Origin of the sequence: Sorangium sp. So ce327 (assembly GCF_051530205.1) — a bacterium.
Classification (GTDB): domain Bacteria; phylum Myxococcota_A; class Polyangia; order Polyangiales; family Polyangiaceae; genus Sorangium; species Sorangium cellulosum_B.
Genome location: NZ_CP150330.1, coordinates 8,174,453 through 8,189,753 on the forward strand (window position 1 = coordinate 8,174,453; position 15,301 = coordinate 8,189,753).

The following is a 15,301-nucleotide window of genomic DNA, read 5'->3' on the forward strand; positions in this document are numbered from 1 at the left end:
CGGCTCAGGTATCGCCGCAGATCTGAGCGCACTTGTAAGCGGGACCGCGGCAACGGTCCCAGCAGTCCAGAGGTTCCGGCTCGGGCTCGGGCTCGGGCGGCGGAGGAGGCGGCGGCGGCAAGCGGTCGACGATCACGCGGTAGCCGGTCGCTTGAGGCGTGAAGCTGACCGTCAAGCGGGATCCCCCGTTCCAGGTCGTGACGCCCGGCGCGGGAGCCTCCACCAGACGCAGGCGCGTCGCCGACTCGGTGATTTGCTGCGCCGTCGGTTCGTCCGGGAGCGGCGAGACGTCCATCCGATGGATGACGAGGCTGCTCCGCGGCACACCGGCGTCGTACGTCGAGGCAGACTGCTTGCGCGCTTCGATGGTGTAGTAGTGCGTGGCGTCGATGGGCACGCGGATCACGCCGTGGTGGCCCGGCAGCGGCGGCGTGCCGACGAAATCGAGATCCGCGGTGGCGCTCGAGTTGGTGGGGACGCTCAGGATCTGCGAGGGCGTGAGCCAGCCCGCGAGCGCCGTGTGTTCGGCGGCCGGAAACACCGCGCCGCAGCCGAACGAGGCCGTGAGCGAGCTGCACGACAGGCCGCTCGGCGAGAGCGCGAAGCCCTGGCTCATCACGTCCCATGGGGAGTCGAACCTCAGCGCGGCCGTCCCCGAATACGTGAGATCGATGCCCGCCCCCATCGCGCGCGCGACGCTCGCCTGGTGGCTGAACTCGACCGGCGAGAGCACGGAGAAGCCGTGTGTCCGCTCCGGCGTCTGCAACGTGCCGGCGACGACCTGGTTCTCCAGGTTGTGGCTGAACGCGAGCGCGAAGCCGTCGAAGTCGAAGACGTTGGCGCCGCCGACGAACGCCGCGCTCAGGCAGTCGTTCACGAGATCATCGAGCTTCTCGCTGGAGGTCTGGAGGTTGTAGAAGCTCGCCGGGTTCGGCATCGACTGCCAGTCGAGCACCGTGGTCTCGATCGAGAGGCGGCCGTGCGACGCCGTGGACCAGTAGTCACCGAGACCCGGCCGCGTATTCCCCATCAACCCCTCGAAGTAGGCGCGCGTGTGCGGCGTCGGATTCGCCAGATCGGTGAAGGAGCACGGGATCAAGAGCCAGCGCTTGTCGCCCGTGGTGCTCCCGGACACGAGGCTCGCGAGGCTGGCGACCGCCGACGCCGGGGCGGTGAGCTGCGTCGCGACGAGGCCGCCGCGCGCAGAATACGTGCTGCCCGTCACGGCGACCGCCCGGCCGAGGATCGCGTCGAAGCCACCGGCTTGCGCGGCGACCGTCGCGCTGATCTCGACCTCTTGCAGCTTGTGATCGCTGCCCGTGACGAAGTAGCGGTTTCCGCCGTTCTGCCCGGTGGTCGATGCGCGCCCGATCGAGAGGCGCGTGAGCTTGCCCTGGATCGTGACGGTGGACGCGACCGCTGGATCACGCACGAGGATGGGCGATCCAAGCGCCGGGGTGGCCGTGAACGTGAGCGGCGCCGCGTCCTCGTCGGTGGATTCGGCGTCCGTTTCTTCGGGTGAGAACGCGCAGCCGGGGGCCACGGCGAGTGACGTCAACAACGCGGACAGCGAGATCAACCGATGCGTAGGCATGACGGGCTCCTGGTTCGGGAACGGAGATCCACGCCGCTCGGCGCGTCGCCGAGGCGTCGTCTCCCCTCGCCCCACAGATACGCAGGCGCTCGTGCGTTTCTGACGAGGTCTCGCGAGGCCTCACCGTCGCGCGCGCCCACGCCGCCGTGCAGGCGCCGGCCGCATCGGGCCCAGGCCGCTGCAGGCGCCCGGGGCGAAGCGCCTTCAGGCGCGCGAGCGCGGCGCCGCCCTCGCAGGCGGCGGGGCTCCTCCGACGTGTCCGGTTGCGCGGCTGCGGTCGGCATGCGCGGGAGCCAGGCGTGCAGGGGTGGCGCGCGCCTGACGCGCGCCGCCGCCGGGCCAGGGCCGGCCGCGCTTGCGCCGCGGCCGGCGGAGCGATATCGTGGCCGCGGAGTGCAAGTTGAAGCTCAAGCTCAGCTTGATGGGCTCGGCGCCCAAGCGCAGGTTCGAATCCTGCCCCCGCCACCTCATTTTCTCTCGCGGCGGGGTAGCCCAACTTGGAAGAGGCAGCGCTGGCCCGTTCAATGGTCTCAAGCTCTCACTCCAGGCTCGAGCATTCGCCGCCGATCACCCAATCGAACGGGAGGAGGCTTGAATCGTCGGATGCTGGTTCAATTCCAGCCTGGCCAGCCCGCGCCGTGGTGAGGCGTCGCCTCTCCTCGCGCGGCGCCGGGGCGCTCCCGCCCCGGCGCGCGGTCCATGATGGCCGGTAGTTCAATGGCAGAACACGGCGGTGTAAGGACTGACCTTCGACCTTAAACGTGTGGGTGTGCGCAGATGGCGGCAAACCGAGGCCCGGGACTAGGCCACAGTCCCGGGTCTCACCTATTTCAGGGGCGTTCGGGTCGGCGGGCTCGATCGATGACGCCGCGTTTTCCGTGATTGACGGCCGCCGGGCTGGTCGCCTGTGCCGGCGTCATCGCGGTGTCTGCTCTCCGTCGGATCCCTCCGGGGACGCGGGCGGGTGGAGGGGGAGCTCGAACCCTTCGGCCACGAGCCCCTTGAACACGGTCGGTCCCGTCCGGCGAAATCCTAGCTTCTCCAGGACCCTGACCGACGCGACGTTCTCGAGCATCGCGTGCGCGACGAGGCGTGGGAGCCGGAGCTGCTCGACTGCGTACCGGATGCACGCGGCGGCCGCCTCCGTGGCGTAGCCCTTGCCCCAGTGCGTGCGGAAGAAGCGGTACCCGAGGTCCGCGACCTCGAGGTCGTCGTGCCACCGGAGCCCGCACCAGCCCAGCTTTTCCGCCGTCTTCCGGTCCGAGACGATGAACCGGCCCATGCGGAAGTCCTCGAACTGGCGCACGAGCCGCGCGACGACCGCGCGCGCTTCGTCCTCGCACGCGAACGCGGTATCGCCTGTGTAGCGGACCACTTCGGGATCCGAGTTCAGCTCCATCATGAACGGGGCGTCGGACAGCCGGTGGGGGCGGAGGCGCAGGCGCTCCGTCGAGAGGAGGGCGTCGTCGTCGGTGTCGAGGCCGGGCACCCGGCGACTTTACCCGGTCCGCCACGTGTTCGCCATTTCCTGTCCCGAGCGCGGCCGTCTCCTGATTCTCGCGTTGGTGCTCCCTTCGCGCCATTGCGTGCTCCCATGCGCGAGCTGCTGTCTTTCCACGCGTTCGCCCTGCTCTGCGCTCGATGCCCACAAATACCCCGGCTTCGCATGCGGGCGCGGCCCTCCCCCGGCGCGAGCGCGAATGAACGCCGATTGCTCGACAGGGGTCGCGGCTGTCAACCCCTCTTCAGGGGCTTGGTGAACCGCCCCCATTAACTTAGGATCGCTCCAGACACAGCGGGTTGGCGACTGGAGCCTTCGAGCGCTGGCTGCACCTGGCCACGCCCGCGTCGTGGCGTGGCCTGTCGGGTGCCGCATCGACGAATCGCCCTGACTTTTCGTGCCGGCAATTGGTGGGACTCTCATCGAGAAGTCGGTGCGGGGCACGGGCGGAGATCCGTCCCGGAGTCGGCCTTCGCCCGAATCACTCGCCTGCTGGGCTCCACCTCATCTGAACGCGGCTGTCTGCGGGATCGAGCGCATTGACGCTCGGAATCGATAGAAAGGCGGAGTCACATGCGAAAGTATCGAGCGAGTGCGGTTTCTGCTGGAATCCTCGCCGGGTTTGCCGGGGTGATGGCCAGCGCAGGCGCGAGCTGGGCCGGCGATTCGCGAGACGTCAAGGCGGAGGCCGGCGCGTCCGACGAGGTCGGGCACCACGTGCCCGGCAAGGGCAAGGGGTTCGTGGGACAGCAGTATCAGAAGGGGGAGCGTGGTCCCCAGGGGCCCATGGGGCAGCGGGGGCCCGCTGGGCCGCAGGGCGAGCGCGGTCCGCAGGGGCCCAAGGGTGAGCGCGGCGAGCCCGGCCCGCAGGGGCCGGCGGGCGCCGCAGGCACCGCGGGGCTCATCGGTCCCCAGGGCTTCAAGGGCGTCGACGGCGCGCGGGGTCCGCAAGGGCCCAAGGGCGAGCGCGGCGAGCGGGGCCCGCAGGGGCCGGCAGGCACCGCGGGGCTCATCGGTCCCCAGGGCCTCCAGGGCTTCAAGGGCGTCGACGGCGCGCGCGGTCCGCAGGGTCCGCAAGGGCCCAAGGGCGAGATGGGTCCTCAGGGGCCGGCAGGCGCCGCGGGGCTCATCGGTCCCCAGGGCCTCCAGGGCTTCAAGGGCGTCGACGGCGCGCGCGGTCCGCAAGGGCCCAAGGGCGAGATGGGTCCTCAGGGGCCGGCAGGCGCCGCGGGGCTCATCGGTCCTCAGGGCCTCCAGGGCTTCAAGGGCGTCGACGGCGCGCGCGGTCCGCAAGGGCCCAAGGGCGAGATGGGTCCTCAGGGGCCGGCGGGGCACATCGGTCCTCAGGGCCTCCAGGGCTTCAAGGGCGTCGATGGCGCGCGCGGTCCGCAGGGACCCGCGGGATCCATGGGGCCCAAGGGCGAGATGGGTCCTCAGGGGCCGGCGGGGCTCATCGGTCCGCAGGGCCTCAAGGGCGCTGACGGCGCGCGTGGTCCGCAGGGTCCGCAAGGGCTCAAGGGCGAGATGGGTCCTCAGGGGCCGGCGGGGCTCATCGGTCCTCAGGGCCTCAAGGGCGCTGACGGCGCGCGTGGTCTGCAGGGGCCGGTAGGACCCAAGGGCGAGATGGGTCCCCAGGGACCGGTAGGACCGAAGGGCGAGATGGGTCCCCAGGGCCTCAAGGGCGCTGACGGCGCGCGCGGTCCGCAGGGGCCGGCGGGGCCCAAGGGCGAGATGGGTCCGCAGGGCCTCAAGGGCGCTGACGGCGCGCGCGGTCCGCAGGGGCCGGCGGGGCCCAAGGGCGAGCGTGGCGAGCCGGGCCCCCAGGGCCTCGCGGGGCACGTCGGTCCTCAGGGCGTCCAGGGCCTCAAGGGCGCCGACGGCGCTCACGGCCTCAAGGGCGCTGACGGCGCGCGCGGTCCTCAGGGTCTCGCTGGACCCAAGGGCGAGGTCGGTCCCCAGGGGCCCATGGGACCCAAGGGCGAGCGCGGCGAGCGCGGCCTCCAGGGCCCCGCAGGGCTCGTCGGTCCTCAGGGCCTCCAGGGCCTCAAGGGCGCCGACGGCGCTCACGGCCTCAAGGGCGCTGACGGCGCGCGCGGTCCTCAGGGCCTCGCTGGACCCAAGGGCGAGGTCGGTCCCCAGGGACCCAAGGGCGAGCGCGGCGAGCGCGGCCTCCAGGGCCCCGCGGGGATCGTCGGTCCTCAGGGCCTCCAGGGCCTCAAGGGCGCCGACGGCGCTCACGGCCTCAAGGGCGCTGACGGCGCTCCGGGCCTCAAGGGCGCTGACGGCGCGCGCGGTCCGCAGGGACCCAAGGGCGAGGCGGGTCCCCAGGGGCCGGCCGGACCCAAGGGCGAGCGCGGCGAGCGCGGCCCCGCGGGCATCGTCGGTCCTCAGGGCCTCCAGGGCCTCCAGGGCCTCAAGGGCGTCGACGGTGCTCACGGCCTCAAGGGCGCTGACGGCGCTCCGGGCCTCAAGGGCGCCGACGGCGCGCGCGGTCCGCAGGGTCCCGCTGGACCCAAGGGCGAGCGCGGCGAGCGCGGCCCCGCGGGCCCCGCGGGCCCCGCGGGGACCGTCGGTCTCCAGGGTCTCCAGGGCCTCAAGGGCATCGACGGCATGCGCGGTCCTCAGGGCCTCGCTGGACCCAAGGGCGAGCGTGGCCCCCAGGGGCCGGCCGGAACGCCTGGGCTCGTGAAGATCCACGTGGTCTCCGTGACGCGCGAGGCGTCGCCCACGAGCGCGTTCGTCAACGTCAAGGCGCTCTGCGACGCGGGTGAAGTCGTGATCAGCGGCGGATTCTCGATCTCCGGCGGCGCCCAGGCGACGAGCAGGGTGGTCGAGAACTCGCCGTTCGACCCCACCGAAGGCCGCGCAGGCTGGACATCGACCGCCGTGTTCGAGAGCGGCTTCGGCAAGAAGGCGCAGACGGTGTCGCTGACCACCTTCGCCGTGTGCGCCGAGCTGTCCGAGCGCTGATCCCGAAAGACCGGCGGGCCATGCTCGCGTGAGCACGAGCCCATCTCTCGAGCAGCTGTCCCCCGCCCGTCCACCGTGACCGCGAGGGCGGGGGACAGCTGGCTCCGCACCTCATGGTGCTCTCCGCACGCCGCACGCCGCACCGCAGCACGCCGTGCCATCACCGCACAGTCCCCCATCTGCCGCCCCGGCTGCACAGACCACCGCGGTCCGCCCGTGCTCCCCAGGAGCACGGCCAGCGACGCCGCCGGGCCCAGTCGCAGCCCTCCCCTGAATCCCTTACACCGCCGGTACACCGCCGGATCAGCAGCCCGCGTTCACCAGGGACACCATCGCACGCACATTCACCCACAACAGACGACACCCATCACCGTCGCGGCATCGGAGGTGCAGATGTCCCGCCGGCACGCGTGAGGCAGCTTGCACGCTTTTCGCATGAATTCCTGACCGGTGGCCTGTGTGAACGTCGCACTCTTCCACGCTCCGAAAAAAATGCGCGGCTTCCGGCATTTCTGCCGGAATCTCGGCGTGGCATCGCTGCTGTCCTGGATCAGGGAGAGCCGCCCTGGCACGCGCGTGAAGCCGCCGCGACGCTGTTTGTCACAGCTGTTGCCATCTGCCACAGGCGCGATTGCACGTAGTCAGCGGACGGGCCGATGAAGACATCCCCTCACGTCAATCCAGCGGTACCCAGCCTATCGAGGAGACACACCGAGAAATCTCCTCGCTTCGTGGATGCTGTGGTAATTTGCCCCCCTCGGGACGCGGACACGAAGGAGGGGTTTCTCTCAGGTCGGACCACATTCGCCCGAAGCGCACCCCAGAGGGGAACCATGAGCATAGATTACGATATGAAGACCACCGAGCATGCGACGATGACCGGAGCACGCCACAACCGCCTCGTGATCGCGCACGTACTGAACTCCTTCCAGGTGGGCGGCGCCGAGCAGGTCGTGGTGGATCTGGCCGGGCTGCAGCGCGCCGCGGGACATGAGGTGATGGTCGTGGGCATCGAGACGAACCCCGACGGGCCGCGCGCGGCGCAGCTCCGGGAGCGCGACGTCGCGGTGCACATGCTGCCGAAGCGCTCCGGCTTCGACCTCAAGCTCCCCGGGAAGCTCGCGGCGTTCTTCGCCAAGCACGGTGTCTCGATCGTGCACTCGCACAATCAGCTGCCGCTCATCTACGCCACGGCCGCAGGCCGGCTGCACCGTGTGCCTGTGTGCCACACGCTGCACGGCGCCATGTTCGATCAGGGGCGCAGGGCGTGGCTGCGGCACATGGCCGCCAGGCTCGCCGACGCGCACGTGGCCGTGTCGCAGTCCACGGCCGACTTCATGCTGACGCACAAAGAGGTACCGAGCTCGAAGCTTCATGTGATCTTGAATGGAATCGACCTCTCCCGTTTCAGGCCGGACGCCGCGGCCCGGCACCGCGTCCGGGCCGAGCTCGGGATCCCCCAGGACGCGTGGGTCGCCGGGGCCGTCGGGCGCCTGTCGCAGGTCAAGAACCACGCGCTCCTGCTCCGCGCGGCCGCGGCCGCGGGGATCCTGTCGGGCGACGCGGACAACGCGCGCCTCCTCCTGGTCGGAGACGGTCCGGAAGCCGCCCCGCTGCGCGCCCTCGCCGAAGAGCTCGGCATCAGCGACCGCGTCGTCTTCGCAGGCGAACGGCACGACGTGCCGGGGCTGCTCGCCGCGAGCGACGTCTTCGTCCTGTCGTCGAAGTCCGAGGGCCTGCCGCTCTCCATGGTGGAGGCCATGGCCACGGGGTTGCCGGTGGTCTCGACCGCCGTGGGTGGCATCCCCGCCCTGATCGCCGACGGGGAGACGGGCTTCCTCGTGCCGTCGGACGACGAGGGCGCGCTCGCCGCCAAGCTCGCCGCGCTCAAGGGGGATCCCGTGCAGTCCGCGGCGATGGGCAAGCGCGGAAGGAAGCTCGCGCTGCGGCGCTACTCGGCCGAACGCATGATGGCGAGCTACATGGATATCTACGAGACCCTGCTCGCCCGGCGCGAGTCGGAGCGGCGAGCCGTGCTGCGGCCGAGCGAGCTGCTCGCAGGCCTGAGCGCATAACCCAGCAAGCCGCTCGCAGGCTCGCCCCCCATCCCCGGCGAGCTGCTCGCAGGCTCGCTCCACGCTCCACACACCCAGGGCGAAACGCAAACGGCGCGGCGAGCGCGTCGCCCGCCGCCGGGGGCAGGCCGTCGCTGCCTCCGGCCCGCTTCACGGCGCGCGAGGGAGCGTCGAGCGCGCGCGCGCGTTCGTCGCGAGCGACGGCGGCGACGAGAGCGCCGCTGCCCGGGAAAGCCGCGCCTGGGGACGACCCGAAGGCGGCCGTTCGTCCAGCGCGCCGAGGTCGCGCAGGTCCGTCGCCGGCGCCAGCGTGCTCCGGGGCGGCGGCGCCAGCGTGCTCCGGGGTGGCGGCACCAGCGTGCTCCGGGGCGGCGGCACCAGCGTGCTCCGGGGTGGCGCGAGCGCGAGCGCGGCGTGCGCCTCGCGCACAGCGGCCAGCATCGACCGCGCATCCGGCCAGCGATCCGCCTGCGCGAACTCGAGCGCGCGGTCCACCACCCGCACCACGGCCGGAAGCATCGACGGCGCGATCCGCGCGAGCGACGGAATCGGGCAGGTCATCCTCAGGAAGAAGAGCTCGTTGACGGTCGGCGCCTCCTGGACGTACCGGTCCGTCAGCAGCGAGAACATCGTCGCGCCCAGCGCCCAGAGGTCCGTCCGCGCATCGACGAGATCCCAGCGCGCGCGGGCCTGCTCGGGCGGCATGTACGCCGGCGTGCCCATCGCGCGGAGCCCCACGAGGGAGGTTTGCCCCGAGGGGGCCCGCAGGCGCGCGATGCCGAAATCGAGGATCTTCACCTCGCGCTCTCGCGTGAGGAAGATGTTGTCAGGCTTCAGATCCCGGTGAACGACGCCCCTCGCGTGCGCGGCCGCGAGCACGTCCAGGATCTGCTCGCTCACGGAGAGGACCTCGGCCGGCGGGAGCGGGCCCCTCTGCGCCTTCCATCGCTGGAGGAGGCTCTCTCCCTCGAGGAGCTCCATCACGAGGAACGGCCATCCATCCTCGGTCACGTCGTCCGCGATCACCGCGGCGACCCCCGGGTGATCGACGGTCTGCGCGATGGCCTTCTCGCGGAGGAACCGCGCGCGATCGCCCCGATCCCTCGCCCGCTCGGGGTGCAGCAGCTTGATCGCGACCCGCTGGCCCCTCCGGTGCGTCGCGGCATAGACGGCCGCCATCCCGCCGAGGCCGATCAGCGCGTCCAGCCGCCACGCGCCGTTGAGCGACGTTCCCACCCGCGCCTGCGCTCTCTGGACGTGCGTGACATTCTCGAACTCCATCGCTGGTCCTCTCCGTACCTCGAGCCAGCGGCCCTCCCGGCGCTCGCGGCGCAGGAGAGCCACTCTGCTCTGCGTTTCCCGTGTCCTGGCGGCGGCGCTACGATCGAATCCGCGCTCCACGACGGCAGGCCCGGGTTGCAGCTCGTCGGCTCCGCGACCCGCCCGGCCGTCCTGCGTCATCGAGACAGGAACCGCATGGGCTGGGCGATATCCAGCAGCACGTCATTTCATGGAAAAGTTCAGCAAAACCCGAGCCACGCCGGCACACCTGGAGCGCCGCGGTGAACGCGCGGCCGCGTGGGGCGAATCGCCCCATGCGGCAAGATGCCCCGACCATTGTGGCCTCCCCCGGCCTCCGCCTCATCCTCGTGAGACCCCCCTCGAATGTGCTCGGATGTGCTCGGAATCATGGGGCCGCAATCGGACAGGAACGGATGTGCTCGGACGTGGCCTCCTGTCCTCCGCGCCGGGCCCGCTCGCGACGGCGCGGGCTCAGTGGAGGCCCTTCATCGTGGGGTCACCCAGCTTGAACGCCGCCAGCGCTTGCCGGATGAAGGCGGGCACCGAGAGGTAGCTCTCGAGCGCGACGCAAGCGCGGTTCGAGGAGCACGTGCACTTGTAGAAATCGCTGACATCGTCGTCATCCGCGTCGGCGTCCGCCTTGCAGCCGTCCACGCCTTCCCGCAGGACCTCGCCGTCGTCCGCGATGGCGGCGATCGTCGGATCCCACCGCACGATCGGCCGCCCGGTCTCCGGGTTCGGCTTCACCTTGTGCCAGTCCGCCTTGCCGTCGCCGTCGAGGTCGGGCCCCGGCTCGGTGACATACGCCTTCGCCAGGAGCTCATTGCCGTACTCCAGGACGCGCGCGCCGATGCCCTTCTGCACGACCTTGCCAAAGACGGTCTCGGTCCCGTAGGCCTTCGCCACGAACACCTTCCCGGACGGGTGGTGGAGCTCGATCCGGTCCGGGAAGCCGGGATCGGTGTCCGCCCCGGCCTCCCAGACGTGCATCATGTCCAGCCACTTCTGCTTCTCGTTCTCGGGCAGGTAGAGCAGGGTCCATGCGATGAGGAACTTCTGCTGCTCCCAGCCGATCTGCGGGTCGAGGATGGCGACCTTGGAAGGGGCCCGCGGGTTCCACGGCGCGCTGTCGGGCGCGCCATAGGAGCTGCAGACGATGCTCCCGGCCGCGGGGAAGCAGCTCTCCGGCCCGCTCTCGGCCCACCACGAGGTCCAGCCGAGCGCGCCGGCCGGATACCCGCTCGCGTCCCGGACCGGCCGGCCGCGCTGGTCCGCCTCGACGCGCACGCCCTTGAGGGCGTCGTCGCCCGTGAGGTTGTTGGCGAGCCAGCGGCGGTACCCTTCCGGGAAGACGTCGGCGAGCGAGACCGCCCGGTAGCGCGCGTCGAGGAAGTCGTGCCGCGAGTCGCTGATGAAGTTGTCGACCGACTCGGTCATCAGCATCGACACCCACGCCTTGTCGTAATAGGCCCCGGCGTTCATCGTGTACGACGAGTCGTACTCGCCCTTGTCCGCCGCGAGCGCGTTCTCGAGCGGCTTGCCCCCGACGGCGATGTCACCGAAATAGCCTGTCGCGCCGTTCGGGACGACCACCAGCGGTTCCCCTGGATCGCCGAAGACATCGTTCGATGACCGGAGGACGGCGTCCCCGTCCGGCAGGAAGTGCTCCCCCGGCTGCGGGCGCGCCATCTGGAGCGAGAAGTGATCGAACGCGATCCCGGCCGCGAGCGTGTTCTCCTTGAAGAGGCTGTTCGCGGCCTGGACCCAGAACGTGTCGAAATCGTAGCCGCGGTCCAGCGCGAACTCGCGGTAGATGTTCATGATGAGCCCGAGGCCCTTCGCGCCGTCGCGCATTTTCGCGTTGTACCGGTTCAGGGTCCGCTCCGACGCCGCGCGCACGCTGAAGGCCTGCCGGCCGCGGCGGTAGTTGTCGAAGATGTGGTTGACCTCCTGCTGCGTGACGAAGAAATTGAAGAGCTCGTAGGCGTCCGCGCCGTTGTCGTGCCGGTACACGCTCAGGTTGCCGAGATCGGCCCACCGGTCCGTCGCGAAGCCGTAGGGCAGGCGGGTCCGCCCCGCCGGGTCCACCGAGGGCCCCTTCACGTCCTTCGGCGTCTCCAGCGCGCGCCAGGTGACATAATCGACCTTCTGCTGCCGGCACCGCGTGGTCTTGCCGCCGATCGACACGAGCTGGCCGTCGAGCAAGGGGTGCCAGACGCCGTCCAGCTCCTCGTCCCAGTCCGAGGGCACGAACGCGCTCGGGTCGACCTCGACGCAGCTGCGCGGCGCGATCAGCTCGTACTTGCTCTGCAGCTCGGAGTAATGGATGTCCTCGTCGTCGTACTCGGGCTGGATGCCGAGGACGCCGCCGAAGTCGTCGATCTTCGCGAGCACGCCCTTGCCGCGCGGGGTGGTCGCCTTGTAGCTCGGGTCGGCGTGCACGGCGACGGCATCGCCGTAGAACAGGCGGGCCGCGGCGAAATCATAGGCGCCGAGCCCGATGAGGTCCTGCGTGGGCTCGCCGGCATAATCCATCGTCGACGACTGCATGAACATCCAGATCAGGTTCTTGCGCTCGTTCTCGGTGATGGGGTCGTAATACCTCGGCCCGACGCAGGCCTCGCCGTCCTCCGAGAGCGTCTCGCACGGCGTCCTCACCCGTCCATTGCTCGTGCGGAGCTGCCAGTACTGCGGCCGGTAGCCCCAGGCGTCGGAGGAGCTCACGAAATTGTGCCGCAGCCCGACGGAGTGGCCCATCTCGTGGAGGATCACCGAGGTGTGCGCCCGCTGCGCGAGGTAGCGCCGCATGGCCTCGGCGCGCCGCGCCTTCTGCGCGGCGTCCCCCTCGCCGAAGCGCCCGTGCTTGCTCGCGAATTTCTCCTCGAGGAGGTCCGCCAGGTCGGCGGTCGCGAGCGGCGCCGGCGCCTCGTGCATCACGCACGCGCCGCGCTCGGCGAGCGCGATCTCCTTCAGGTTCCCGAGCTCGCGCCGCACGCTCGGGTTCGCCCCTCGGAGCGGCGACGCGAAGCGCATCACCTCGTCCGTGAGCGGCAGCCCCTCGACGCCGGTGAGCTGCTGGATCGCCTTCGTCGTGAGCTCGGCCTCGAGCTCGGTGCCCGCCGCGGCCCTGCGGCGCGCCTCGTAGACCCCGCGCATGCTGTCGGGCGCCGTGGCGTCGGCCGCGATGCCGCGCACCTCCTTCGAGAGCCGCCGGAGGCTCTCGCGCAGCGCCGGGTTCTGCGCCATCTGGCCGGTGCCCTCGGACACGGCCGCCTCGTCCACCCCGGCGGACCGGGCGATCCGCCGCGCCAGCTCCTCCCGCGTCAGCCGCGGCAGCGCGCCGCCCCTCGACGCGCTCTCGCTCGCCTGCGCCCAGTCCCGGACGTAATCGCCGTCGGTCACGTCTTCGGTCTTCAGCTCTCCCTTGATGTAGCGGGCCGTGTCCACGACGCCCTGGCTCCAGATGTCGCTGACGTGCGTCCAGACATTGATGCTCGCCGCGACCTTCTCGCCGGTGAGCGGGTCCTCCGAGTCGCTGTAGATGCCCCAGGCGGACGGCGATTGCGGCGCCTCGAAGTTGTTGATCTGGTGATAGCGCAGGTCGCCGATCCGGGCGTTCAGCGCCTCGCGGCACGCCTTCATCAGCGCGGGGTCCCGCCCTGCTTCCTTGCGGCGCTCGTCGCTGCACATCCTGGCGGTCACGCCCGCCGGGAGCCGCGGACCGCCGCACGCCTCGGGGTCGGCCGCCTCGACGGGGCTGTGACAGAGCACGATCATCTCGGGCATCTTCGCGAGCGCGATGACGCCCCTCGAGTACCCGCGCCGCGCGCCGATCTCGTCGGCGACGGCTTCGCAGGGCTGCCCCTCGCGCGCCGCGCCGCGCCGGCACGCGTCGACCTCGCGCGAGAGTGCGATGGCGTCGGCGTCATCGTCCATCTGCCCGTCGTAGACAGGGAACGCCTCGCCGCAGCGCGCGGCGTCCCCTTGTGTCCGGACGCACTCGGCGTACTTGGCGGTGACGACGGCGCTGCGCAGGGCGACGTCCCACTCGTGGGCTGCCATGTCCGTGGCGACGAAATAGTCGGGGTTGCTGTCCGAGGTCACGTACCACGCCTGCGGCACGGCCTCGCGCCGCTGGTAAGGCAGGGTGCACCGTTGCTTGAAGGTGTCGCACCGCGAGCCGGGCCCCACCGCCTCCATCCCGCCATCCCGGGCCATCGAGGCCCCTGTGACGGCCTCGCACTCGTCCTCGGTCCCGTTCCGGTCCTGGTCGCGGTGCGGATCTGCGCCGGCGGGGGTGGTCTCGGGGGTGAAGCACGGGATCTCGCCCGTCATGCTCTCCGGATCGTCGTAGTAGTGGCTGCGTTCCCAGAGGTTGTAACGGGAGATCATGCGGTGCCACTTGGCGTCGCTCATGCCGTAGTTGCGGGCGTAGCCGAAGCGCTCTCGCACGAAGGCGCCGAACGCCCGGAACCGGTAGCCGTCCCACTCGGCCGGCTCGTAGTCCCGATCGACGACGCGCCGGAACGACTGCCGGAGGGTGATCTCGACGGGGTTGCACGATCCGACCGGCGCGGTGCCGCCCGCGAAGTCCGTGTCGAGCATGCAGGCCGGGAAGCTGTCGATGCCCCACCCGAGGTGGCTGAGATCGACGAGCTGGGGCACCGCGAAGGCCTTGTTGGTGACGTCGAAATACCCCTCCTCGGCGTCGAAATGGGGCGCGTCGGGGTGGCTCGGGTCGCTGACGTAGTACGAGAGCGGCTCGTACTGCACGCCGCCGTAGACGCCGATGAGCGACAGCGTGTCGAAGTCGTAGGAGTCGACGTTCAGGTTCTTCGACCAGTCGACCCGCATGTACTCGCGCTCGTACCATGGACGGTCGGTCGTATTTTCGACGACGACGTTGCTCTCTTCCCCCGTCGCTCGGTTGTAATCGCGCTGGACGTCGAAGTGGGAGAGGATCTTGTAGGCGACGACCACGACGCCATCGTCCGTGGCGGCGCCGGCGCCCTTGCCGTCGCTGTCGTTCACGCGCTCGTAGGTGAGGCGCCCGAGCAGGAGGTCTTCCTGGATGATCCACTTGATGCGCGCGACATCGGCCTGAGCGTACGAGGAGGAGAAGAGCCCGTCCTGCGAGGCGCCGTAGCCCACGTCGACCACCGTGGTCCGCGCCCAGAACTCGGGATCGTCCTCCCTGCTCTGCAGGTCGGCGCCGACGAAGAACGATTTCGCCAGCGCGTTCGCTTGAACCTGGCTGATGGCCGGCCGCTCCTCGGCGCAGCCCGCGATCGAGCACACCGCCGCCGCGAGCAATGCCTGTCTCACAATCCACCTCATCGCAGAGTCCTCCTCTGGCAGCTCGGTCCCGAGCGCGCATGCCCCCATGAGAACCTCGACCCGAGTCGCCCGCGACGACCGCCCCGGTCGCGCGAGGGGCGGGCCTGCTCGCCCTCGCCGGCACCGCGGCATACCACGTACCACGCGCATCACACCCTCGCCATTCCTGGCCAATCCAGGGGCATTCGATGCCTTTTCGCCTCGCTCCCCGCTCCCCGCGCGGCCGCGCCGCGCCGCCGGGCGTTAGGCGATTGACGGCCGCTGTCGCCTTTTCGCCGAGCGTCTCCGGGCGGGGACGGATTCGGTCACGTTCAGGGCACGAAGCCCGCCCGCTCCACCCCACCATCGATCACCAAAGTGAACGTGAACGTTTACGTGGTCGTGGACGTTTACGTGGTCGTGGTCGTTTACGTGGTCGTGGACGTGAACGTTCGGAGGTAGGAGAACGCAGCGCGAAGCTTGGTTAACGTCCAGGATGACCCCGGAGGTTCGGCACGACCTCTTCCCGTCGCCCCCTCGCCT

6 protein-coding genes are annotated in these 15,301 nt (G+C 70.6%); 2 read left to right on the forward strand and 4 right to left on the reverse strand.

The features are described from left to right. Positions 1–4 precede the first annotated feature (4 nt). Both WME95_RS30360 and WME95_RS30365 read right to left on the reverse strand, forming a co-directional pair. Positions 5–1,594: a hypothetical protein gene (locus tag WME95_RS30360; protein ID WP_437902832.1), complete on the reverse strand. Its 1,590-nt coding sequence runs from the start codon at positions 1,592–1,594 to the stop codon at positions 5–7. Between the two features lie 916 nt (positions 1,595–2,510). Continuing rightward, positions 2,511–3,083: a GNAT family N-acetyltransferase gene (locus WME95_RS30365; protein WP_437902833.1), complete on the reverse strand. Its 573-nt coding sequence runs from the start codon at positions 3,081–3,083 to the stop codon at positions 2,511–2,513. Between the two features lie 585 nt (positions 3,084–3,668). On the opposite strand from WME95_RS30365, the gene WME95_RS30370 reads away from it, so the two are divergent. Continuing rightward, positions 3,669–6,065, forward strand: a complete 2,397-nt coding sequence (locus WME95_RS30370; protein ID WP_437902834.1) for a collagen-like triple helix repeat-containing protein — start codon at positions 3,669–3,671, stop codon at positions 6,063–6,065. 833 nt (positions 6,066–6,898) lie between these two features. Then, complete coding sequence (locus WME95_RS30375) at positions 6,899–8,140, forward strand: glycosyltransferase (protein ID WP_437902835.1); 1,242 nt, start codon at positions 6,899–6,901, stop codon at positions 8,138–8,140. Positions 8,141–8,290: 150 nt separating this feature from the next. Here WME95_RS30375 and WME95_RS30380 read toward each other — a convergent pair whose 3' ends face one another. Together WME95_RS30380 and WME95_RS30385 are read right to left on the reverse strand one after the other, a co-directional pair. After that, positions 8,291–9,421, reverse strand: a complete 1,131-nt coding sequence (locus WME95_RS30380; protein WP_437902836.1) for a protein kinase domain-containing protein — start codon at positions 9,419–9,421, stop codon at positions 8,291–8,293. 492 nt (positions 9,422–9,913) lie between these two features. Next, entirely contained in the window at positions 9,914–14,779 is a 4,866-nt protein-coding gene (locus WME95_RS30385) for a hypothetical protein (RefSeq protein WP_437902837.1), read from the reverse strand. Between the last annotated feature and the right edge of the window lie 522 nt (positions 14,780–15,301).